Consider the following 20621-nt stretch of genomic DNA (forward strand, 5'->3'; position numbering starts at 1 on the left):
AGGTCAGAACCTAGCTCTCGATCAGGTCGAGATAGGCCACAACATCGTTGTCGGTGGCGATAAACAGGCCTTCTTGCAGCGCTTCAGGTTGTGCCGCAGCCATTTCAAGTGCGCGCGACAGCGAGCCATAGAACAGCGTCTCGGCCGATCCGCCGTCCGGCCCATCGCTCAGATGGTAGAGCCGGACGGTTGCTTCATCATGGGTGCTACGCATGATGCCTGTGTGCCAAAATCCGACTGGCCTGTCACCTCGTCCATCGTGCTATGTGCATTGCCGCACCGGATCACTGCGTGCAGATACAACCAAAATGGATAAAATAGCCAAAGGTGGTCGAGAGGCAAACTACAGCAGGACGAACCCGAATTTTTGTATATAACACCAACAGTTGATTGTGGCCGGACGGGGTTACGGCGGTAGATTTCGCTATCATCCGCGGGAAAATGTCCGGTCATACCAACCCACGCAAAACGGGGAACTTTGCGTCAATGGACGGGCATAATTGCGAAAGAGCGGCAAGCGTCGCTGACAGTGCCGTGCGACCGACGCATTCATCCAGGTTAACGCAATTCGTGTTGCGACGCCTGATGGTGATCGTGCGATGAATTCATTGCGCTTCAAGCTGTGGATGGCTTTGGCATTCGTGCTGGTCACCATTGCTGTGCCGGGTGTGATTGCGCGCCATGCGTTGAAAGTGGTTCAGGCCCAGCACGCTCGTTCCGAAGCATCGGCCCAGTCGCTCAGTTCGTATCAACGACTGGCAGTGCTGGGATACACCCTGATTCAGGAGCGTTATATTGATCCGGTGGCGTTTGACCGCGACCGTACGCTGTATGTCGATGGGGTCCGTTCGCACATTACCAACGCAGAACGCTATATCAATGCAGAAATCCGCCTGATTAGTGAAACCTCGCTGCAGCGCAGCAGCCGCGCCCAATTTATCGAGGCCGAACTGCGTGAACGCGATCAGGTGCGGAAGATCGGCGCCAGCATGGAGAGGGCCATCCGTGGCGAGGCCGATTCCAGTTGGGAGAAGATGGTCCTCGACCTCATCAAGCTGGAAGAGCGTGAAGGCAAGGAACTACGCCGCAGTTCCATCGAAACCGTCAAAGGCGTGACCGACACGCTGACCTTGACGCTGAGTATTGCGACGATCTTTGGCCTGATGGCAGTGGCGTGGGGGCAACGGCAGATCATCCGCCCACTGGGCAACCTGTGGGCAGGCACCCGCGCGATGGCCGAAGGGCGCTACGACGAACGGGTTCCGATCAAGGGCACCACCGAATTTCGCACGATCTCATCAAGCTTCAACATCATGGCCGAAAAAGTGGGCAACGCCGCCAAGGCGATGCGCCGCAACAACGAAGAACTGGAACGCGCCGTTGCCAGCCGGACAACCGAACTGGCCGCAACCAACCGCTCGCTGGAACGCGCCAATCGCCTGCGCCAGCAGTTTCTGGCCGACGCCAGCCACGAATTGCGCACGCCGCTTTCGATCATGCGCAGCGAAGCTGAAATCACCCTGCGCGATCCCGGCGCTGATCGCACCAACATGCGCACCAGCCTTGAACGGATCGTCCGACTTTCGGCCCTGATGGGCGAGTTGATCGACGACATGCTGCAAATTGCGCGCGCAGAAGAACCGATGCTGCAAACATCCATTACCCCTATTGATGTGGTTCAGGCCGTCCGCAACAGCGTTGGCGATTTCCTGCGCGTGATCGAAGCAGATGGCGGGAGCATTGCGATAATCGAGGCACCCGACAGCCTCATTATCGAGGGCGACGAGGCCAAACTGCAGCAAGTGATCCGCATCGTGGTGGACAATGCCGTCTGCTATTCATCGCAGGAACCGGTTGTCGAAGTTGCAATCCGTGAAGAACAAGGAGATGCTGTGATCCAGATTGCAGACAAGGGGGACGGCATTCCGGCTGAAGATATTCCGCACATGTTCAAACGCTTCCGGCGCGGCAGTCGCAAGATGGGCAGCGGTCAGGGGCTTGGCCTCTCGATCGCGCGCTCGATATCCGAAGCGCTCGGCGGCTCGATCGGGCTGGAAAGCAAACTGCACGAAGGAACCACCGTATCGATCCGTCTCCCCCTGTTGCCGGGGCAGATGGACAGGGCCGGGACAAAATCATGAAGCTGCTGATTATCGAAGATGAAGTCGAACTGGCCGCCGCGCTGCATCGTGGACTGACACAGGAAGGCTGTTCCGTCACGCTGGCTACAGATGGGCAGACCGGGCTTGAACTGGCCAGCACAGTGCCTTTCGAATTCATCCTTCTCGACGTCAACCTGCCTGACATGAGCGGCTTTGAATTGTGCTCGAAGCTGCGCGAAGGCGGCATCGAAGTGCCGATCATCATGGTAACTGCGCGCGATGATGTGGCAGACCGGATCAGGGGCCTGAAAGGCGGTGCAGATGACTATCTGGCCAAACCCTTTGCGTTTGAAGAACTGCTGGCGCGGATGGATGCTGTCAAACGCAGGATCGAACGGCCTGGCATGAACCATCCGCAGGCAGACGGAACGATCACGGTTGGTGATCTGCAATTCGATCCCCGCACGATGACCCTGCTGCGCGGCGGAACGCCGGTGCAATTGACCGTCAAGGAAATGGGTGTGCTGCGCTTGCTGATGGAATCGCCCGGAACGGTGATTTCGCGCACCGAAATTCTGCGCGCGGTCTGGGGGATCGAAGATGATCCGCTGACCAACATCGTCGAAGTCTATCTCAGCCGTCTGCGGCGAAAGCTCCACGCGCTTGGTCCTCCGGTGCTCGAAAACCTGCGTGGCTTTGGCTATCGGCTGGTCGCGTAACCCGCGCAAAAGCAGCCTTGCCGAACATTCTGTGCCAAAGCCATTTTTCCTTGCGAAACCCGGTTGACCGCAAAGCAGAGCGCGGCTAGGAGCGCGGCCTGCACAGCGGACATGCAAGGTTCGCAGCGTGTGGCGGAGTAGCTCAGCTGGTTAGAGCAGCGGAATCATAATCCGCGTGTCGGGGGTTCGAGTCCCTCCTCCGCTACCATTTTTTAATGGTTTGCGCGCCACAGTGCGCTTCTTCAAAGCCACATTTTACAAACAGTTGTAAAAACAACTCCAGCACATTCCCACCCCGTCCTGCAGGATGGCATACTGTCGTGGACACCCGTTAGCGCTCCACTGCGCAAGCGGTGCGGCGGCGGACATCATTGCGATTCCGCCGCCGACTATAACGATTACCTTGGGCTATTGGCCGACTGCAGATCGGCCTTGATGACAGGCATGATGGCGGTCACGCCGGGTTTTCCAATGACACGATCACTTTGCCGAACGCCCCTGCCTCGGTGCGCGCATAAGCGGCATCGGCATCGTCAAAGGCAAACACGCTGTCGATAATGGGACGCAGGCCCTTGCTTTGCATGAAAGCGATCAGGGCCTCCTGATCTGCCCGCGACCCCACCATCACCGCGCTCACACGGAGCGCTGAAAAGATCATCGGCATGCCGGGAATTTCACCGCCAAACCCGTCAAGCGCGCCGATCATGGCAAGGTGACCGTCAAGGCCAAGGCTCGCGATCGATTTTTGCAGTGTGCCGCTGCCACCCAGTTCAACAACGTGATTCACCCCCATGCCACCGGTAATAGCGCGAACCGCTTCCGACCATTCGGGGGTCGTCCTGTAGTTTACGCCAGCATGCGCACCCATGGCTTTAACTGCTTCGATCTTGTCGTCACTGGATGAAAGCACGATCACCTTGGCCCCGGCTGCCACGGCAATCTGCGCCGCAAAAAGCGCAACCCCGCCAGTGCCGATAACCAGCACCCAATCGTCGGCCTGCAGATTGCCCAGCGTCATCAGCGCGCGCCACGCTGTAACCCCTGCACACGGAACGCTTGCTGCTTCCTGCCACGTCCAGTCGTCCGGAATGCGCGTAACACCTTGCGCCGAAAGCACGACATGGTCTGCAAATACACCGGGGCCACCGCTGCCAAGCGCAGACATGACCGCAGGAAGCGTAAGACGTCCTCCAGACCAGTTTTGGCAGAACGTGGAGGCTACCCGGTCGGAGACGTGCCATTGATCGACACCAGCGCCCACAGAGACAATCTCTCCGGCGGCGTCGGACAAAGGCGTGAAATTGTCCGCTCCGTTGACAGGATAGCTGAAGTCCCGAATGCCCAGATCGCGGCGATTGATGGAAACCGCGCCAACGCGAACGACAACCTCGCCCTGCGCCGGAACAGGAATCGCGGTATCCGAACGGGCCAGATCATAGCCGGTTTCGCCACGCTTCAAGGTGTAGCGCCTGTTTGTCATTGCTTGTTCCGTTCCGTCGATGGGTTGAATGAAAGTCTGAATCGCGCGTGCGAACTGCCCTGCCTGCCGTTCTGGTGTGGCGAGGAAGGCAGGCCCGGTAAGGTGGACCGGTATATCGGGGAAATCTTCGCGGAAGTTGGCCAGCATACCACCCAGAGTAAGAGGGTCATCGCCTGCCTGAACGACCTGAACGGGACAACGCACCTGTTGCATCACCGCGCGAAAATCCTGTTTGAAGATCGCATCGAAGGCCTGATCGCGGGCCTCCATCGATATCAGCGCGCCCACCGTCTCGGCATGGACCAATGACCCGTCATAATCGAGGAAGAGGCTTTTCATCAGCTTCCAGGTATCCGCCACGTGCGAGCCATCTTGCGCGATTGCGGCGGCATTGCCGATGTCTGCACGCAACCTGGATCGCTCTTCCGCCGGCGCATACAACACCCCGGAAAGCGTCAGCGACCGGACCCTGTCCGGTGCAAGCCGCGCCATTTCGGCCGCAAAGTGCGTGCCGGTATGGTGTGCGGCCAAGTGGAAGACATTCAGTTCAAGATCATCAAGAGCCGCAAGGAACCAGGCCGCGTAGTCCTGCGTCGATGGACTGCCGGTGGGCCTGAACGACTGCCCGAAGCCCGGTGTATCCAAGGCAATCGCGTGCCTGCGCCCATCCAGAAAATCCAGCACGCTATCGAAACTGGCTGACGATACCGGCGTGCGATGAAGCAGCACAATCGGCACGCCGGGGCCTGCGACAGCGCGAAAGTGGATCTGTCCTGCGCCTGTGGAAGCATAGCCTTTGCTGTGGGCAGCCATAAAAACTCCGTTGCTGACGCCCGTTCAGCGCCAGCGTTACGAGAGAATTTATGGCATCTGCCCTGACCCACATAACAAATAGGTGGAAATCACGACAACTGTTGGTTGTCATAAACGGCGAATTGCGCGGTCGCCAGATAGGCTTCCACGATCTCCCGATATGCGCTGACATGACGGGTTGGCCGGGCGTTGCGTCGCGTCGACCACAGCAAATCCCAACCAGTGTCGACCAGTTGCATCGGCAAAACCTTCATAGTGCCGGACTGGATGTGCCGGCGGACCTGCATGGACGATGCAATCCACCAAAAATCACTTCGTTGCAGCCATGCAGTAGCAAAATCAGTGGACGCCGCCAGAAGAGCAGGCCTTGGAACCGCACGCCCGGCGAAAAGCGTGTTCAGAAAAGATACTCCGCGCGGATAATTGCGAAACGCAAGGTGGGGATAATGGCTGAGGTCTTCGGGTGAAACGTTCAGGCTGGTCGCCAAAGGATGCCCGGAACGCACGACAACCACATTGCAATCGCGTGCGACAGTCGACGTCGAAACCAGATCGCGCGGAACTTGATCGGGTGCAGAAGACAGGACCAGATCAAGATCGCCCTGCAGCATCATGTCACGCAACAGCGGAAAATCGCCGCGTTCTACGGTCAACCGTGTCTGCGGAAAGCGTTCGTGAAAGGTTTGCAAGGTGTCCGGGATGACCTCGCTCAAAAGATTGGGCGTTGCACCAATTCTCAGGTGGCCAAATTGACGGCCCATGGTGTCTGCAACAGCATCATCAAAGCGCCTGACGTCTGCCAGAATGTCCCGCGCATAGCTGAGCAGCTGCTTGCCTTCTTCTGTCAAAAGCACCGCTTGCCGCCCGCGCTCGAATAGCCGGAGCGAAAGATCGTGCTCAAGTTGCAGGATGCTTTTGCTTATTGCCTGCTGCGACAGATTGGTCCGTTCGGCAGCGCGACGAAAGTTTCGAGCCTCGGCCACGGCCAAAAAATGTTCAAGTTGGCGGATTCTCATGCGCCACGAATATCGCACGCGCGGCCCCGTCACCATCAGCCGTTGCAGGTTTTTCTCGATCCGCGCCGCGCCAGCCGCATTGCTGCGTGATTTTCAGGTTCCGCCCCTAATCGCGCGAATAGCGCCCACGCCCCATGCCGTCGGGAACAAGATCCCGGCCCTGCACCTCAAGCCGCAGGACTTTGAACGGGGGCGGCACAAGCTGCTGCGTGTCGACGATCACCGTTTGCACCCCATCTGTCAGCGGCGGAATTTGCAACGTGGCCGACCGGGAAACGGATTCGGGCATGACAAGAACAAGTTGCTCCACCGCTGCGCCATGCCTTTGCGGCGCAAACGCCCAGCCGCCCTGACTGGTGTGGGTTGCTTCGCGGTGGCCATCGCTGAACACAAACGTCACACCGACACGTGAAAGGCGCATCTCACGCGCCGGATCGCCCACAACAACGGCCACCCCGCGCCGCCATTGCGACGAAGGGATTGGCGCATCGGCATCCGTGGGCGGAAGCTGGCATTCCTTCGGCATCGCGGGGGCGCCGATATCGTGTTCTGGCAAACCGGCAAGCCGTTGCGCCTGCTCCATTTCATAGCGCGCGCTGTACCACGCAGACATGGCCGCATCGGCAGCGGTGCGGTCAGCATCACTGGCTTGCCCCGCCACAGCCTTCGCGCCCGCCACAGCCTTCGCGATTGCCCGGCTGGCCTCGTCCCGTGCGGCCTGTGCAGCACGTTGGGCATCGGCAGCTCTCGCCTGCTCGGCCAGACCGGGAGTGGGGCGATCATCTGCCAGAATAAGCGGCGGCGTTTCTGCCACGCCTATCGTCCACGGACAGAGCTCCGCAATCGCTTCTGCTTGGCGCGAACGCTCGGCTGCGCGCAACCGGCGCTCGATCGCCTCGTCCCACGGCAAAGATTGATCCGCGCGAAACAGCGGCGCATCTGCCGATGCAAGGTCGGCGACCAGCGTCACAGTCTGACCCGTTCGGCTCCAGCGCCCTTTGGCCATCTGATCGACCGCGCCATAGCTGATGTACCAGTCAAACCGGCCATCTGCCGTCAAGCGCAGTTCCGAACCGGTTTCCATCACCCCGGACAGATAATAGTGGCCGGTCACGGCTTCGTCCGGCTTGCCTGCTTCTGCTGTCGCTCCAGATCGGGCACAGCCCAAACGGCGCCGCTCATATTTCAACTGCCGCCCGATACTTTCCACGGCTTCGGCAATGCCGACATCGTTTTCTGGCGATATCACCCTGCGCGCCCGATCCAGATAGACATCGCCTCGATCCAGCGCCAGGCAAGGATCGGCGGCATCGGCAGAAGCGGTCACGCGGGCAATATCGCGTTGCAGATCCGCCTGAAGCAAAAGCCCCCACCCATCCTGCTGGACGGGGTCTTTCGCCATTATCGCAGCGGCCTTGGTATATGCGGCCAGCGCCGCCGCATAATCGCCTGCACCTTTCGCCGACGTCGCCTGTTCCAGAAGTTCCAATGCGCCCTGCGCCTGTTCTTGTGGCGATTGGGCGAAAAGCGGGGTCATCATCAGCAGGGACGAGCAGGCAAGCCCGCAGGCAACAAAGCGGCGCGTGGTCATTCCATGCCCTTCCCGCTTGCAGTCGGGAGCACGACCTGCTCGCCCTCTTCGCTCGTCCCATCTGCACAACTGGATGGCAGCGATTCACCAATATCATCCGACACGCGCAACTGAATAACCGTTGCGCCAGCAGCAAGCCCCTCCCAGTGATCCTTATCGGCGTTTGCGCAAGCGCCAGCCCCAATCTTAGCCTCTGTCCCAGCCTCGGCAGCCCCAGCCTCGGCCATCGACAGGCTTTCATCAAACACGTCGAGCAAATGGCAGCTCTTGCCGGGCTTTATGTCCTCAATCGAAGTCACTTCCAGTATGTGAACTTCACCATCGGCACGATAGCGGGCAATCACCTGCGCCTGCACTTTGTCGCCCATGCCCTGCAGCACAGCAAACGGATCGCCCGCCCGCTCTGCGGCGCGCAACCGGTAGCGCGGCTTGCCAATGCTGCAACGCTCAAGAACCAGACCGTCCCCGTCCGGCACCACCATGCCAATGAACATATCCTGGACCGCGATATCCTGAGCCTGCGCCTGAACAGGCAGCAGGACCATCAGCAATGCTCCGTAGAACCATCCTCGTCCATTGTCGGGCGAGCTCAATTTACGTAGGGCTTGTTTATGAACGTCCATAAGCTCGGCAAATGTTTAAGGTCGCTCGTCGGCTATCACGCGCGCATCCTTCTTGCCAGCTTCGGGCTTTTGGCAACGCCGCTTCATGCCGCCGATGACTCGCCTGCTGTCTACACCGGCACGGTCGGAGCCGCGCGGGTGGTCATGGAACTTGACGACAGCGACGGCGATGTGACCGGACGCTATTTCTACCGGAAATACCGCCTCGACATTGGCCTGAACGGGTCTTGGAAAAGTGACACACTCGCGCTGGAATCACGCACCAGCGGCGACCGCCTGACCTTGCGCCGGGCGGGCAGCGGTCTGGCCGGATGGTTGGTGACAAGCAAGGGCCGACGGGTATCTGTAAGCCTTTCGGAAACCACAGCCATCAGCCCTGCTCCTGCAGGCTTGGTGGATCTTTCGCCTTATGATCGCGCGCAATTGGCAGGCCTGTCGCTGGTGCCGGGTGCCGTCATCCAGGACGGAACGCGCTCCTTGCGAACCTGGCGTGAGCCGGTCAGCGGGATAACGCTGTTCCGCATCGACAGCGGCTATCCCCCGCCAGTCCTGCACAAAATCAATGCCGCGCTGGAACGCCAGCAGTGGCAGCAAGTGTCGCAGTGGTTTTCGTGCGAAGGGTTTGCAGGCAAACCGGGCATGGAAGTATCAGAGGCCAGAGCGCCATATACAAGCGACGATTTCGTCAGCTACGTCTGGTTTGGCAGTTGGAGTTGCGCTGGCACGGCCCACCCCGATTTCGGTTCCCAAGGCTTTACCTTCGATGCGCGAACAGGCCGGGAGCTCCAGTTGGAAGATTTGCTCTATTTCGGCACAGAACCGGTTCCCGAAGCTGATACCTCTGCGTTCTATGCCTATCGCAGCGAAGTCTTCGCACCCCACGTCGTAACCTTGCTGCAAAAGCTCTATCCTCAGGAAATGCAGCCCGCTGCGGGCAACCCTGAAGAAGACGAATGCGACTATACCGATCCCTCAGTGTGGGATTTTCCAAGCTGGCATCTGACCCCGCAAGGCCTTTATGCAGGGGCCTATTTCGCCAGGGCACAAAGGCCCTGCGACGAGCCGGAATGGTCGATCATTCCCTGGCAGCATCTGTCATGGCGCAAGGACGGGAGCGGGGCTGCAACCACTACTCCCACCACGCCATGATGCCATACGCTGGCATCGCAACCGATCAGCAACGCGCCAGACAACAACACAGCCCGGATCGCTGATCCCTTGCGCGGCCACACTGTATCAGCGCCCGCGGCCTTTCGCAGCTGCCACATGATTGTGCTTCACTTCATTCCATCACTGCGATATCGTATACGATATATATAATTACCTCTTATCGCGCATACATTATGTGGTGGAGAACGGCGTGCCGCAAACAAACCTCGTGCGCAATCTGTTGGACAGCGTGTTCGCCCGCGCACGCAGGCTCCGGCCAGGCGCTTCTCCGTCTGACCCTACGCCATCCCTGCCCACTGGCGCAGCGGGTGCAGACACCGCAATGGCTCTTGCCCGCGCGCTTCTGGCCGAACGCAGCCAGTTTTCCAGCCTGAAGATCGCAAGGCAGATGCTCACCGCCTATCGCGCACTGGACGATGAAGGCAAAACCGCATTCCTTACCGAGCTTGCGCAAAACTTCTCACCCGATCCGCAGGCCGTACGCCGTGCGCTCGACGCGCACGATCAGGCCCCCTCCGCCTACGCGCTCAGCCTTGTCAGCAAGGCCGCCGAAGCACCCCGGCAGGAATTGCTGCGCCAGTTGAATCAAGCGCCTATGGCCACGGCGGAACTCGTCACCATGCGCGCAGACCTGCTGCGCATCCTGCCGCAGAAACCGGACTTGCGGGCGCTGGACGAAGATTTCGTTCACCTGCTGCGTTCATGGTTCAATCGTGGGTTTCTGGTCATGCGCCGGATCGACTGGTCCAGCCCGGCTGATCTTCTGGAACGCATCATCCGCTATGAAGCGGTTCATTCCATCGCGGAATGGGGCGAACTGCGCGACCGGCTGCAACCGGCCGACCGGCGCTGCTATGGCTTCTTCCACCCCGCCATGGGCGATGAACCGCTGATCTTCGTCGAAGTCGCGCTCAGCGAAGAGATTCCCTCCTCGATCCAGTCTGTCCTCGCCCCCGCCCGAACACCACTGGATACTGCCAAGGCAAGGGTCGCGGTGTTCTATTCCATCTCGAATTGTCAGGATGGGCTGGCCGGCATCTCGTTCGGCCAGTTCCTCATCAAACAGGTGGCCGAAGATCTGCTGGCAGAATTTCCGCAGCTTCATACATTCGTCACGCTGTCCCCCATGCCCGGCTTTCAGCGCTGGCTGCAAAAGGCTGCGGCTTCTGGCGATAACGATGCGCGCGCAGCTCTTGCCCACGGCACACCGGGCAATGACTGGACCGATGACGATCCCCGCACCCGCGCGCGCATGACGCTCGCCGCGCGCTATTTCCTGACCGAACGGGACGAACGCGGGCGGCTGATCGATCCGGTCGCCCGGTTCCACGTCGGCAACGGCGCCCGCGTCGAAAGGCTGTGCTGGATGGGTGACACCAGCCCGCGCGGCATGGCGCAATCGGGCGGTTTGATGGTCAACTACCTTTACGACCTGGAACGCGCTGAAGCCAACCACACCGCCTATGCCCGCCACAGCAATGTGGCCGCCAGCCTCGCGCTACAGGCGCTCGCGCCCGTCAGTCCGCCCAGATAAGCCGTTCATTCCGGTCTGGGTCGGCAACCAGTGCAGAAGCGCGATCCAGCACCATCGTTTCACGGGCATCCAGCGTATAAGGCCGCCATTCTGGCAATGCCGGGGCAGATGGCCGCCCGCTGCGCACAAAGTTCACCACCGCCATGTGAACCGCATCGGCCAAAGGCTGGTCCTTCGCCGAAAGCCCGAAGAACGCCGAAAGACCCGGCAGGTTCAGGTGGTCAAACGTGAACGGCGTATCAAATGCATGGGGCGAATACCCCCGGAACGGCCCACTGGGCGCAGGATAGGCCAGTCGATAGCGGAACACTTCGGCCCCGCGTTGCGCATGTCCTTCCGCAAGGCGAAGGCACGGCATGCCATATTCCTCCGCCGTCAACAGCCGCCAATGCCGTTCGGCATCCGGCAAATCAGGGAACGCTGCGGCATAATAACGATCCAACGCTTCCATCCGCGCCAAGCTCTCATTGGCAATGCTTTGCGCGCGCAACGGCTCTGCCGCCTGCGCCGCCGAAACGAACAGGCGGCTTTCATTGGCATTCGTGCCGATCAGCATGGGCACCGCCTGCCCCGCGCCTGATCGTATACGCTCCAGCGGCACAGACGGCAGCAACGCCCCATCCACCACCGGGCGAAACGGAAAGTTGTGGGGCCATTCAGCCTTTGCCTGCCCTTGCGCGGCCAGAATGTCCTCTACCGAAGCCGTCAGCAATCGGCCTGCCCCGCCCAGCTTATCGGCAAACAGCCGGGCAAAAGCACTGGCATCAGCCTTGGTATGCACCGTCTGCCCGCCGCCGCTGAACTGCGCGACTTGCGCATAAAGGCCATCCGCCGCAGGCATCCCCATCAGCGTCCCCACATTCTTGCCGCCCGCCGATCCGCCCGCAATGGTCACCTTGCGCGGATCGCCGCCAAACCCGGCAATGTTGGCCTGCACCCAGCGCAGCGCCAGCATAAGATCGCGCATCGCGTTATTGGCGCTGCCAGCATAGGCTTTGCCCAGCAGCGCGCCCGCATCCAGAAAGCCCAGCGCCCCAACCCGGTAATTCACCGTCACGCAGACCACACCATTGGCGGCAAAGCGGTCCCCTGCCGTCAGTGCCTCACCGCTCCAGCCCGCTTCGTTGGCACCGCCATGAATATAGAACAACACAGGATATCGCCCTGCCTTGGCCGGGGCCCAGATGTTCAGATGCAGGCAGTCCTCGCTCATCGTTCCGGTCAGCGGCACCATGCCCGGTATCTGCGGCGCAACCGGTGCAGGCCTCGTCGCCTCCAGCACGCCAGACCATCGCGGAGCCGAACGAGGCGCGCCGAACCGTAGCGCGCGTCCATAGGGAATCCCTGTGAAGACACGGATGCCGCCGTCCGTCCTGCCACGTACGCGCCCATGGCTGGTGGCCACAACATCTGCGGGAACAGTCGCCCATCCCTGCCCGAACATGCCCATGGCGGGCACCGTTGCAGACAGCGCAAGCATGCGGCGGCGATCAAGGGTCAACATGGTTTGGGCCTCCTACGGCTGCGCTGGTTAAAGCGTCGCGCCGCCCGCGTTGTGCATTTCAACCGTCGTGTATGCAATGAGTCGTTATTAGCCAAGATTCGCATGCATCCCATTTTTGGGGTAATGATATCGATTGCGACATCAAATCTTGCGATGATTTCGCTTGATCCGCCAATTGCCCTTACGGAAAAAAGCCACTTACTTTGACCATCAATCGTCAGATCCGACTTCAAAATGCAGGCTCACACATCCGATTCCAGCCAAGTCAACAATCACTTCTAGTATACACATTGGATAAAAATTACATTTCCGCATACAAGAATTATTTTGAAAATTGACTCCCCTTCGGGTTTTGGATACGAAAATGCACATGCGTCGCATCATGGTATGCCCAATGTGCGCATAACTCGAAACTTAGCATACAAATCGTGCGCAAGATCGGGGGGATGGATATCTGAAGCGGTCCTGTCTGACGCGCCTTGCGGCGTGGTCGACGGCCCGCACCATCTCGCCGTGCCTTGGTCAGACCGATCATAAATCCGGCGGGAGAGTGAAGATGAAAAGCAATATGGGGTTGTCGATTTCGCTTGGAGCTATGGCGCTTTCGCTATCAGCAATCGCCCTGCCGTGCGCAGCGCTCGCGCAGGAAGCAGGAATCGCCGCCGAACCATCAGAAGGCCTCGCAGATATCGTGGTCACCGCGCAGAAGCGCGCTGAACGCCTTCAGGATGTGCCCGTCGCCGTCAGCTCGGTCAGCGGCGAAATGCTGAAAGCGGCCAACCTCACCAACATCACTGACATCCGCTTCCTTGCCCCCAGCGTCCAGTTCGCAGAATCGAACAGCGTGCGCGGTGAAGGCTTCGCCGTGCGCGGCGTCGGCACTTTCGCCTTTGCCGATGGCACCGAACAAAGCGTCAGCGTTGTGGTTGACGGCGTCGTGCTTGGCCGCCCCGGCATGGGCACTGGCGATCTGGCCGACATTGCACAAGTCGATATTCTACGCGGCCCGCAGGGCATGCTGTTTGGCAAGGGCGGTTCGGCTGGCGTGGTCAGCATCACCACCAAGAACCCGACGCAGGATTTCGCCGTTGAAGGCCGTGGCTCTTATGGAACCGACAACGAAACCAAGCTGCAAGCCGTGGTCAACGCCCCGCTGACCAGCAATCTCGCGCTGCGCGTAAACGGATACTACAACCACCGCGACGGCTTCATCAACAACGTCAACACCAAAAAAACCCTTGGCGGGCAGACCGAAGGCGGCTTCCGCGCCAAGCTGCTCTACACGCCCAGTGATGAACTCAGCGTTCTTCTCGCAGGCGATTGGGGCCGCCACACCTCGGCCTGCTGCCAGTCGGTGCTGATCGGCGCGGTGGGCGCTGCGCCCGGCAACTATGTGCTGTCGCGCCACGCCGCCTATAATGTCGTGCCCAGCCTCGACAACCGCGACACCATCGTCGGCGGCGATACTTATCTGAACATGACCCAGTGGGGCACCTCGCTCGAAATAAACCGCTCGATGGGCGATTTCACGCTAACCTCGATTTCGGCCTTCCGCCGCTGGCTTATCAAGGACAACACCGACACCGGCTTCACCGACACGCCGCTGTTCCCGATCAACGGTGCCGATGGCGTTCAGCGCCAGATCACGCAGGAACTGCGCCTTGCCTCCCCCAAGCGCGGGCTGGTCGACTATGTGGTCGGCCTCTACTACTTCAACCAGAACCTCGTGTCGGCCTATCCCCAGCGTGGCCAGCTTGCGCTACCCGCCGCCACCACTGTCTTCAGCCGCAGCGCCAAGCCTGAAATTCAGACGTTGAACTATGCCGTGTTCGGTCAGGCCAACATCAACCTGACCGATCGATGGAAGCTGATCGCCGGGGGCCGTTACACCCACGACGATCTGACCATGATCCGTTATGACCGCACGCTGGTAAACAGCACTGACACCGCCTTCCCAGGCGCGCCGCCGCTGTCATTTGACCAGACGACCTATCCCAGCAACCGCAAGGCCGACAACTTCTCTTACAAGCTGGGCACCGAATTCAAGTTCTCGCCCGATGTGATGACCTATTTCACCTATTCGCGCGGTTACAAGGGGCCGGGCATCGGCCTTGTCAGCAGCTACGCGCTGGGCCAGCCACTGTTCTCGAACCCGGAAATTCCCACCAACTTTGAAATCGGCCTCAAATCGTCGTGGTTCAACCGCAAGCTGGTATTGAACGTCGATGTCTTCACAACTGACATCAAGGACTTCCAGACGCAGATCGCAACGCCCTTCGTGTTCAACAATACCAACCTTGCCATCCTGCAAATCGCCAATGCAGGCAAAGTGCGAACGCGCGGCATTGAAATGGACTTCAGCGCCCGCCCGACCTCGCGCCTGACGATCAGCGGCAACGCGGCCTATATCGACGCAAAGTTCGCCTATTTCCCCAACGGCACCTGCAACTATGCCACGCAGCCGGGCTGCTTCCTCAGCACCACCATTCCGGGCACCAACACCACGGTCCCGGCCACGCGGTTCTTCAACAACACCGGCAACACCCTGCCCAACTCGCCCAAGTTCTCCTATTCGCTGAACGCCAACTACGAAGCGCCGCTGTCCGATGGGCTGACCGGCTTCATCCGCGCCAACTACAACTATCGCAGCTCGGTGAACTTCAGCGCCAACAACGATCCGCTTACCCGTCAGCGCGGCTACGGGATCGCTGGCGGGCAGATCGGCGTCCGTTCCGAAGACGGCCGGTGGAGCGCCGCCATCTTTGGTCGCAACCTGTTCGATCAGTACTTTGTCGCCAACATTGGCAACAACGGCAGCTATCAGAACGCATGGCTCACCTCATCTGCCCTGCGCACCATCGGCGTGCTGGTGGATGTAAAGCTGGGCGCAAACTGATCGCGCGTTGAAATGGCAGGCTGCCGGGGCCGCGCGAACCTCCCCCCAGCAGCCTGTACTATCCGACCTGCGGTGATTGGCCCGCGCCACGCAGGCATCATCGTTGAAATTGCCCCAAAAACTGCCAGCACATGACAGTTCGCAGACCGGCCAGATCCCGTGGCCGAATCCTGTGCCAGACGGGGAGTTTTTTCGATGGCTTCACAACGACTTGCCCGCCACACGCTCGCCGCCCTCGCGCTCAGCGCAGCGGCGCTTCCAGCAACGGCGCAAACCGCGTGGTCCGATTCAGAAGCCGTCTATACCCAGCGCCTTGCCACCTTCATCAAAGACCCTGGCAACTTCCCCTATGCGCCAATGGAGCCGCTGGCCGGCACCACCGCATGGAAGCCGCTGCCGCTGGCCACGCCGCGCCAGCGCACCGTTTCCCCGAAAGCACTCGAAACCGCGCGCGCCTATGCGCAGGCCATGAACAGCAGCGCATTCATCGTCTGGCGCAATGGGCGGATCGAAAGCCAGTGGTATGGCAAGGGCGTCGATGCCCGCACCCCGCTGGTGTCAAAATCGCTGTCCAAGCCGCTCACCGCCATCGCTGTGGGCCGCGCCATCCAGCTTGGCAAGATCCGCTCGATCGACCAGTCGATTGCCGATTTCATCCCTGAGGCCAAGGGCACACCCAAGGCGAAGATCACCATCCGCTACCTGCTCGACATGCGCTCCGGTATGCTCGACCAAGGGTTCAGCCCCGATCCCGCCCATCCTTACAACCGTGCCCTGCTCGACACCGACTTCGGCAAACGGATTATCGAAAGCTACCCGATGCCTTATGAGCCGGGCAGCCGCTATTCCTATGCCAACGCCCCCAGCGACCTGATCGCCATGGTCATCGAAGGTGCGACCGGCACCCGCTATGGCGATTTCGTCACGCGCGAAGTGTTGCGTCCTTTGGGCGCGCAGGGCGGCACGATCTGGGTTGGTAAACCCGGCGGCCTTGCCCATTCGGGCTGCTGCGCCACGCTGCCTGCCGAAACCTATCTGCGCATGGCCGTGCTGCTGATCGACGATGGCAAATGGCAAGGCAAGCGCCTGTTGCCCACCGGCTATGTCGCGGAAATGCGCAAGGGCACCGCACAGAATCCCAACTTCGGCCTCGGCATCTGGCTGGGCAGTCCCTACAACCAGCGGCGCGGCTTCGGCGCGCCCGGCACACTTGGTCCGCAAGTGCTGCATTCCGAACCATTCCTCGATCCCGACCTGTTCCTGTTCGATGGCAATTCCAACCAGATCGTCGCCATCAGCCCGAAGCATCGGTTGATCGTCCTGCGCACCGGCGCCACCCCGCCTGCGCCAAAGGATGGCCCAAACGGCACCACGCCTGAATGGGACAACACCTTCCTTTCCAATACCGTAATCCGGGGCATTTCACGCCGCTGACCGTCGGCTTGCGACACTAGCGCTGGTACCACGAATATCCTGCCCCCCGCACTGTCCGCGCGGGGGCCAACAACATTCGCAGCGGCTAATTTGTCCAGACTAATCCGACAGGCGAACAACCTGCACTTAAGGGCATTTGTGTCATCGTCGTGCAAGCATGTTGTCCAGACAAATGTCGGACCAGCTTCGTTGGGACATTGGTGGGGAGTTAAACATATGCGTTCCGATGTAACCCGTCGCACGATGATCGCAGGACTTCCGCTGGCCGCAGGACTGGCGGCGGCACCTGCGCTTGCCAGAACCGCTGCCCCGTCAGCTTCGCCCACCCTGTCCGATGCCGAAGCCAACGCCCGTCTGGCTGATCCTGCCACCCGCGCCCGCATCCGTGCCCGCGTCGCCGGTTCGTGCGAGAAGGAAACGATCAACATCTTCTACCGGCTGAACATTTACGGCTTCACCGGCGAAGGCAATCTCGTCCCTTTCTACACGCTCAACCACCTCAGCGTGAACGAATGGACCCCGCTGCCCGGCAACCGTTATCAGGCAAAAACCTTCGAAAGTGGCGTTTACTGCGCGTTCGACACTGATGATGTGCTGGAAGAATGGAAGAACCCGCTAACCGGCGAAATGCGCAAGCCGTTTCAGTTCCTTGGCGGCCCCTTCACCGTCACGCACGGGCCGGATGGCATGGTTGCCATGGGCGCCGAACTCACCCCGCGCCCCATGCGCATGGAAGCTTTCGGCGGCACGCTGTTCCTTGGCGCCATGGCCGATATGGCCCGCCCCAACCCGATCAGCCCGGAAAAGTATCCCCGCTTCTCCTCAGGCCCCATCGCCTATTGGGACACGGTTTCCACGACCGGCGCCAGCGTGGCGCAGGCCTTTGATGAAAGCATCAGTTCCGCCGATGCCTTTCACCATTTCCAGAATCTTGGATCATGGCACCCGTGGATGGCCATGGGCGCACGTCCCGGCCGCACCCATGGCCGCGCCGCCGGAACCAAGGTCCGCTCGATCGATCAGATTCCAGCCAAGGCGCTGAAAGGTCTGCAAGACCACACGCCCGAAATTTTCGACACCAAAAGCTGGACGAAGCCCCGCTTCGACACGCTCGAATACATGGCCGGCAATCCGGCCTGATAAAACGCATAAATTTGGAGGGAGAGAATAAAACACAAAAATAACAACGGAATAAACTGCGCTTACAAGCAGAATATCCGTCGCAGCAGGGACAATCCGGGGCCGTCCTGGCCCGCCGCTCGAATTCTTTGAGGGATAAGCATGAATACGAAATCCTTGTGGAAGCGCTCCGCCGCTTCGCTGACCGCTATTGCAATTGCCGCCACCACCGGCATCATCACGCCTGCCTTCGCGCAGGAAGGCCCGCAGGCCACCGAAAACGAAGATCCGGGCGCAATCGTCGTCACGGCACGTAAGCGTGAAGAAGACCTGCTCAAAACGCCGGTTACGGTGACAGCGCTGACAAATGAAACGCTGGCCGTGCGTGGTGTCGTTTCGATGCAGAGCCTTGCCAACAACACGCCGGGCATCAACATCAACAACAACTCGTCGGGTCACGCCGACCGTTCGTTCCAGCAGATCAGCCTGCGCGGCTTTACGCCGGTGTCGACGCTTGCAACCACGACCTCGCTGTTCATCGATGGCGTGCCGATTGCCTCGCCCTCGCCCTTCACCGCCATTTCGAACCCCGAACGCATCGAAATCCTCAAGGGGCCGCAAAGCGCCTATTTCGGCCGCAACACCTTTGCCGGTGCGATCAACGTGGTGAACAAGAACCCGTCGAGCGAATGGACCGCCAGCGTCATGGGCATGGCCGGCACGCGCGAAAACTATCGCGTTCAGGGTTCGGTTGAAGGGCCGATCCTGGGCGAAGCGCTGACCTTCCGCGTCAGCGGCGACTACTTCACCAAGAACGGTTCGTGGACCAATTCGTCTGACGGCAAGACGCTGGGCGATGAATCCTCGCGCACGTTCACCGCGCTGGTCGTTGCCAAGCCGACCGAACGCCTGACGATCAAGGCCTTCGGCATGCTCGCGCGTGACGAAGACGGTGCCTCCGCCTCGGCCCGCATTCAGGCCCGCGACATCAAGAAGGCCGATGGCTCGGTGCTTTATGCCAGCCAGTCGAACTGCACCGTCAACGGCAACCCGTTCGTGTGCGGCACGCTGCCCGGCCTTGTGAACCCCATCGGCGCCAACACCACGATGACCAACGCGCTGCGCGATTGGCTCAACAACCCCCAGGGTCGCCTGATCGCGCCGAAGGATGGCGTGCAGGACTATGGCCTGATCCGCAAGACCAAGCACGCCCACCTGACGGCAGACTATGAACTGACCGACGAACTGACCGCGTCGCTGCTCGGCGGTTACAACACCGAAGAGTGGACCACGCTGATCGATCTCGACGGGCTTGATACCCGCGCGCTTACCAATGCGGCTTATCCGGCCGGCTACTTCGACTTCCCGTTCCTGATCGAACGCAAGACGCAGGACTTCTCGGTAGAGGGCCGCCTTTCCTACGACATGGGCCCGTTCCGTGCAGTAACCGGGGTCAGCTACCTCAAGACTCAGCTTCAGGCAGGCCAAGGTTCGCAGATCTTTGGCGGTCGTCCGGCCTTTGGCGGCAAGAGCGAAAGCAAGACGCTGGGCGCGTTCTTCGGCCTGACTTACGATTTCACCGATCGTCTGTCTGCCAGCATCGAAGGTCGCTATCAGGAAGATACCATCGCGTCCTACGTCGGCCCGAACGGACAAGTCGTGGTCAGCCCGGTCTATGTTCCGGCAGGCACGTATGCCGCTGGCGCACTGCTGGCGAAGCAGAAGTTCAAGAACTTCACCCCGCGCGCCATCGTCAACTTCCAGGCAACGCCTGATTTCATGGTCTATGGTTCGGTGGCAAAGGGTGTGAACCCTTCGCAGTTCAACACCTTCATCGTGTCGCAGTCCGATGCGATCCAGCAGCTCGCCGCAGCCAATGGCATTCCACTGGCGGTCGATCCTGAAAAGATCACCAACTTCGAACTGGGCGTAAAGGGCCGCGCGCTTGATGGCGCGATGCGCTACACGGTTGCTGGCTTCTACGCACTGTGGCGTGACCAGATCACCAGCTACCTGTTCACGGTTGGCACTGGTCTTTACAGCGGTTCGGCCAACGCTGGTTCCACCGACGTTTACGGCGTCGAAGCCGAAGTGTTCTGGAAGGCCAGCGACCTCATCACCATCGATGCGGCCGGTGCGCTGAACCAGACCCGGATCAACTCGTTCGTGGCGCCTGCCGTGACGACGCTGACCGGGATCACCGATTTCAGCGGCAAGGAAATGCCCAACACCTCGAAGTGGTCGGCAAACGTCGGCGTCACCTTCAACGGCGACATCCGTGGCATCGATGACAGCCGCTGGTTCGTGCGTGGTGATTGGAACTTCAAGTCGGGCATGTGGTCTAACCAGGCGAACATCGTGAAGACGCCGGACCTGCACCTGTTCAACGCCCGCGTTGGCGTCAGCCAGGGCAACACCAGCCTCGAACTGTTCGTGACCAACGTGTTCAACACCAAGACCTACACCAGCATCGCTGACAACTGGGTGATCGACCAGAATCTGTCGTTCGCCAAGTACAACGCGGTGCAGGTCGGCCTGCCCGAACTGCGCACTGCAGGCGTCCAGATCAAGACGAAGTTCTGATCGGGATAGACCTTACCTGAAAATCGGGGCCGGATGC

Annotated in this window: 14 protein-coding genes and 1 tRNA gene; 9 read left to right on the forward strand and 6 right to left on the reverse strand. The window is 60.2% G+C overall.

Going from position 1 to position 20621, the window contains the following annotated elements; translation table 11 throughout:
• Positions 1–10: 10 nt before the first annotated feature.
• Positions 11–214: a hypothetical protein gene (locus OVA07_RS13555; RefSeq protein ID WP_268171987.1), complete on the reverse strand. Its 204-nt coding sequence runs from the start codon at positions 212–214 to the stop codon at positions 11–13.
• 385 nt (positions 215–599) lie between these two features.
• Here OVA07_RS13555 and OVA07_RS13560 point away from each other — a divergent pair, with 385 nt between their 5' ends.
• The 3 genes from OVA07_RS13560 to OVA07_RS13570 all read left to right on the forward strand — a co-directional run bounded on the left by OVA07_RS13560 (position 600) and on the right by OVA07_RS13570 (position 3029).
• Complete coding sequence (locus tag OVA07_RS13560; RefSeq protein WP_268171990.1) at positions 600–2141, forward strand: sensor histidine kinase; 1542 nt, start codon at positions 600–602, stop codon at positions 2139–2141.
• Entirely contained in the window at positions 2138–2821 is a 684-nt protein-coding gene (locus tag OVA07_RS13565; protein WP_268171992.1) for a response regulator transcription factor, read from the forward strand. The genes OVA07_RS13560 and OVA07_RS13565 overlap by 4 nt, the downstream gene beginning before the upstream one ends.
• A gap of 131 nt (positions 2822–2952) precedes the next feature.
• Positions 2953–3029, forward strand: a tRNA-Met gene (locus OVA07_RS13570).
• A 246-nt stretch (positions 3030–3275) separates the two neighbouring features.
• Here the strand turns inward: OVA07_RS13570 and OVA07_RS13575 are convergent.
• The 4 genes from OVA07_RS13575 to OVA07_RS13590 form a co-directional block, all read right to left on the reverse strand.
• Positions 3276–5114 carry an alpha/beta fold hydrolase gene (locus OVA07_RS13575; RefSeq protein WP_268171993.1) on the reverse strand — a complete coding sequence of 613 codons (1839 nt, stop codon included), beginning with the start codon at positions 5112–5114 and terminating at the stop codon, positions 3276–3278.
• 89 nt (positions 5115–5203) lie between these two features.
• Positions 5204–6166 (reverse strand): LysR family transcriptional regulator, encoded by a 963-nt coding sequence (locus OVA07_RS13580; RefSeq protein WP_268171994.1) that lies wholly within the window; start codon positions 6164–6166, stop codon positions 5204–5206.
• Positions 6167–6236: 70 nt separating this feature from the next.
• The gene (locus tag OVA07_RS13585; RefSeq protein WP_268171995.1) at positions 6237–7721 is read right to left on the reverse strand and encodes a hypothetical protein; all 1485 of its coding nucleotides are present in this window, start codon (positions 7719–7721) and stop codon (positions 6237–6239) included.
• Positions 7718–8344: a hypothetical protein gene (locus OVA07_RS13590; RefSeq protein ID WP_268171996.1), complete on the reverse strand. Its 627-nt coding sequence runs from the start codon at positions 8342–8344 to the stop codon at positions 7718–7720. The genes OVA07_RS13585 and OVA07_RS13590 overlap by 4 nt, the downstream gene beginning before the upstream one ends.
• On the opposite strand from OVA07_RS13590, the gene OVA07_RS13595 reads away from it, so the two are divergent.
• Both OVA07_RS13595 and OVA07_RS13600 read left to right on the forward strand, forming a co-directional pair.
• On the forward strand, positions 8333–9493 hold the full coding sequence (locus OVA07_RS13595; RefSeq protein WP_268171997.1) for a hypothetical protein: 1161 nt from the start codon (positions 8333–8335) through the stop codon (positions 9491–9493). The two genes, OVA07_RS13590 and OVA07_RS13595, sit on opposite strands and share 12 nt — an antisense overlap.
• Positions 9494–9704: 211 nt before the next feature.
• Positions 9705–11048 (forward strand): malonyl-CoA decarboxylase, encoded by a 1344-nt coding sequence (locus tag OVA07_RS13600; RefSeq protein ID WP_268171998.1) that lies wholly within the window; start codon positions 9705–9707, stop codon positions 11046–11048.
• On the opposite strand, the gene OVA07_RS13605 is transcribed toward OVA07_RS13600, so the two are convergent.
• A complete protein-coding gene (locus OVA07_RS13605) occupies positions 11032–12552 on the reverse strand; it encodes a carboxylesterase/lipase family protein (protein ID WP_268172000.1) in 1521 nt (506 codons plus the stop codon). The two genes, OVA07_RS13600 and OVA07_RS13605, sit on opposite strands and share 17 nt — an antisense overlap.
• A 556-nt stretch (positions 12553–13108) precedes the next feature.
• Here OVA07_RS13605 and OVA07_RS13610 point away from each other — a divergent pair.
• The 4 genes from OVA07_RS13610 to OVA07_RS13625 all read left to right on the forward strand — a co-directional run bounded on the left by OVA07_RS13610 (position 13109) and on the right by OVA07_RS13625 (position 20584).
• Positions 13109–15448 carry a TonB-dependent receptor gene (locus OVA07_RS13610; protein ID WP_268172001.1) on the forward strand — a complete coding sequence of 780 codons (2340 nt, stop codon included), beginning with the start codon at positions 13109–13111 and terminating at the stop codon, positions 15446–15448.
• A gap of 195 nt (positions 15449–15643) precedes the next feature.
• Positions 15644–16882, forward strand: a complete 1239-nt coding sequence (locus OVA07_RS13615; RefSeq protein WP_268172002.1) for a serine hydrolase domain-containing protein — start codon at positions 15644–15646, stop codon at positions 16880–16882.
• A 216-nt stretch (positions 16883–17098) separates the two neighbouring features.
• Positions 17099–18022, forward strand: a complete 924-nt coding sequence (locus OVA07_RS13620; RefSeq protein WP_268172003.1) for a DUF1838 family protein — start codon at positions 17099–17101, stop codon at positions 18020–18022.
• 141 nt (positions 18023–18163) lie between these two features.
• A complete protein-coding gene (locus OVA07_RS13625; protein WP_268172004.1) occupies positions 18164–20584 on the forward strand; it encodes a TonB-dependent receptor in 2421 nt (806 codons plus the stop codon).
• Positions 20585–20621: the final 37 nt, after the last annotated feature.

It is taken from the genome of Novosphingobium sp. SL115, assembly GCF_026672515.1.
Classification (GTDB): Bacteria; Pseudomonadota; Alphaproteobacteria; order Sphingomonadales; family Sphingomonadaceae; genus Novosphingobium.

What these genes read in the sequence shown, in the direction of transcription:
- OVA07_RS13605 (WP_268172000.1), bottom strand. Translation starts at nt 12,552, where the DNA reads ATGTTGACCCTTGATCGCCGCCGCATGCTTGCGCTGTCTGCAACGGTG.
- OVA07_RS13585 (WP_268171995.1), bottom strand. Translation starts at nt 7,721, where the DNA reads ATGACCACGCGCCGCTTTGTTGCCTGCGGGCTTGCCTGCTCGTCCCTG.
- OVA07_RS13615 (WP_268172002.1), top strand. Translation starts at nt 15,644, where the DNA reads ATGGCTTCACAACGACTTGCCCGCCACACGCTCGCCGCCCTCGCGCTC.
- OVA07_RS13560 (WP_268171990.1), top strand. Translation starts at nt 600, where the DNA reads ATGAATTCATTGCGCTTCAAGCTGTGGATGGCTTTGGCATTCGTGCTG.
- OVA07_RS13625 (WP_268172004.1), top strand. Translation starts at nt 18,164, where the DNA reads ATGAATACGAAATCCTTGTGGAAGCGCTCCGCCGCTTCGCTGACCGCT.
- OVA07_RS13620 (WP_268172003.1), top strand. Translation starts at nt 17,099, where the DNA reads ATGCGTTCCGATGTAACCCGTCGCACGATGATCGCAGGACTTCCGCTG.
- OVA07_RS13555 (WP_268171987.1), bottom strand. Translation starts at nt 214, where the DNA reads ATGCGTAGCACCCATGATGAAGCAACCGTCCGGCTCTACCATCTGAGC.
- OVA07_RS13565 (WP_268171992.1), top strand. Translation starts at nt 2,138, where the DNA reads ATGAAGCTGCTGATTATCGAAGATGAAGTCGAACTGGCCGCCGCGCTG.
- OVA07_RS13590 (WP_268171996.1), bottom strand. Translation starts at nt 8,344, where the DNA reads ATGGACGTTCATAAACAAGCCCTACGTAAATTGAGCTCGCCCGACAAT.
- OVA07_RS13610 (WP_268172001.1), top strand. Translation starts at nt 13,109, where the DNA reads ATGAAAAGCAATATGGGGTTGTCGATTTCGCTTGGAGCTATGGCGCTT.
- OVA07_RS13575 (WP_268171993.1), bottom strand. Translation starts at nt 5,114, where the DNA reads ATGGCTGCCCACAGCAAAGGCTATGCTTCCACAGGCGCAGGACAGATC.
- OVA07_RS13580 (WP_268171994.1), bottom strand. Translation starts at nt 6,166, where the DNA reads ATGGTGACGGGGCCGCGCGTGCGATATTCGTGGCGCATGAGAATCCGC.
- OVA07_RS13595 (WP_268171997.1), top strand. Translation starts at nt 8,333, where the DNA reads ATGAACGTCCATAAGCTCGGCAAATGTTTAAGGTCGCTCGTCGGCTAT.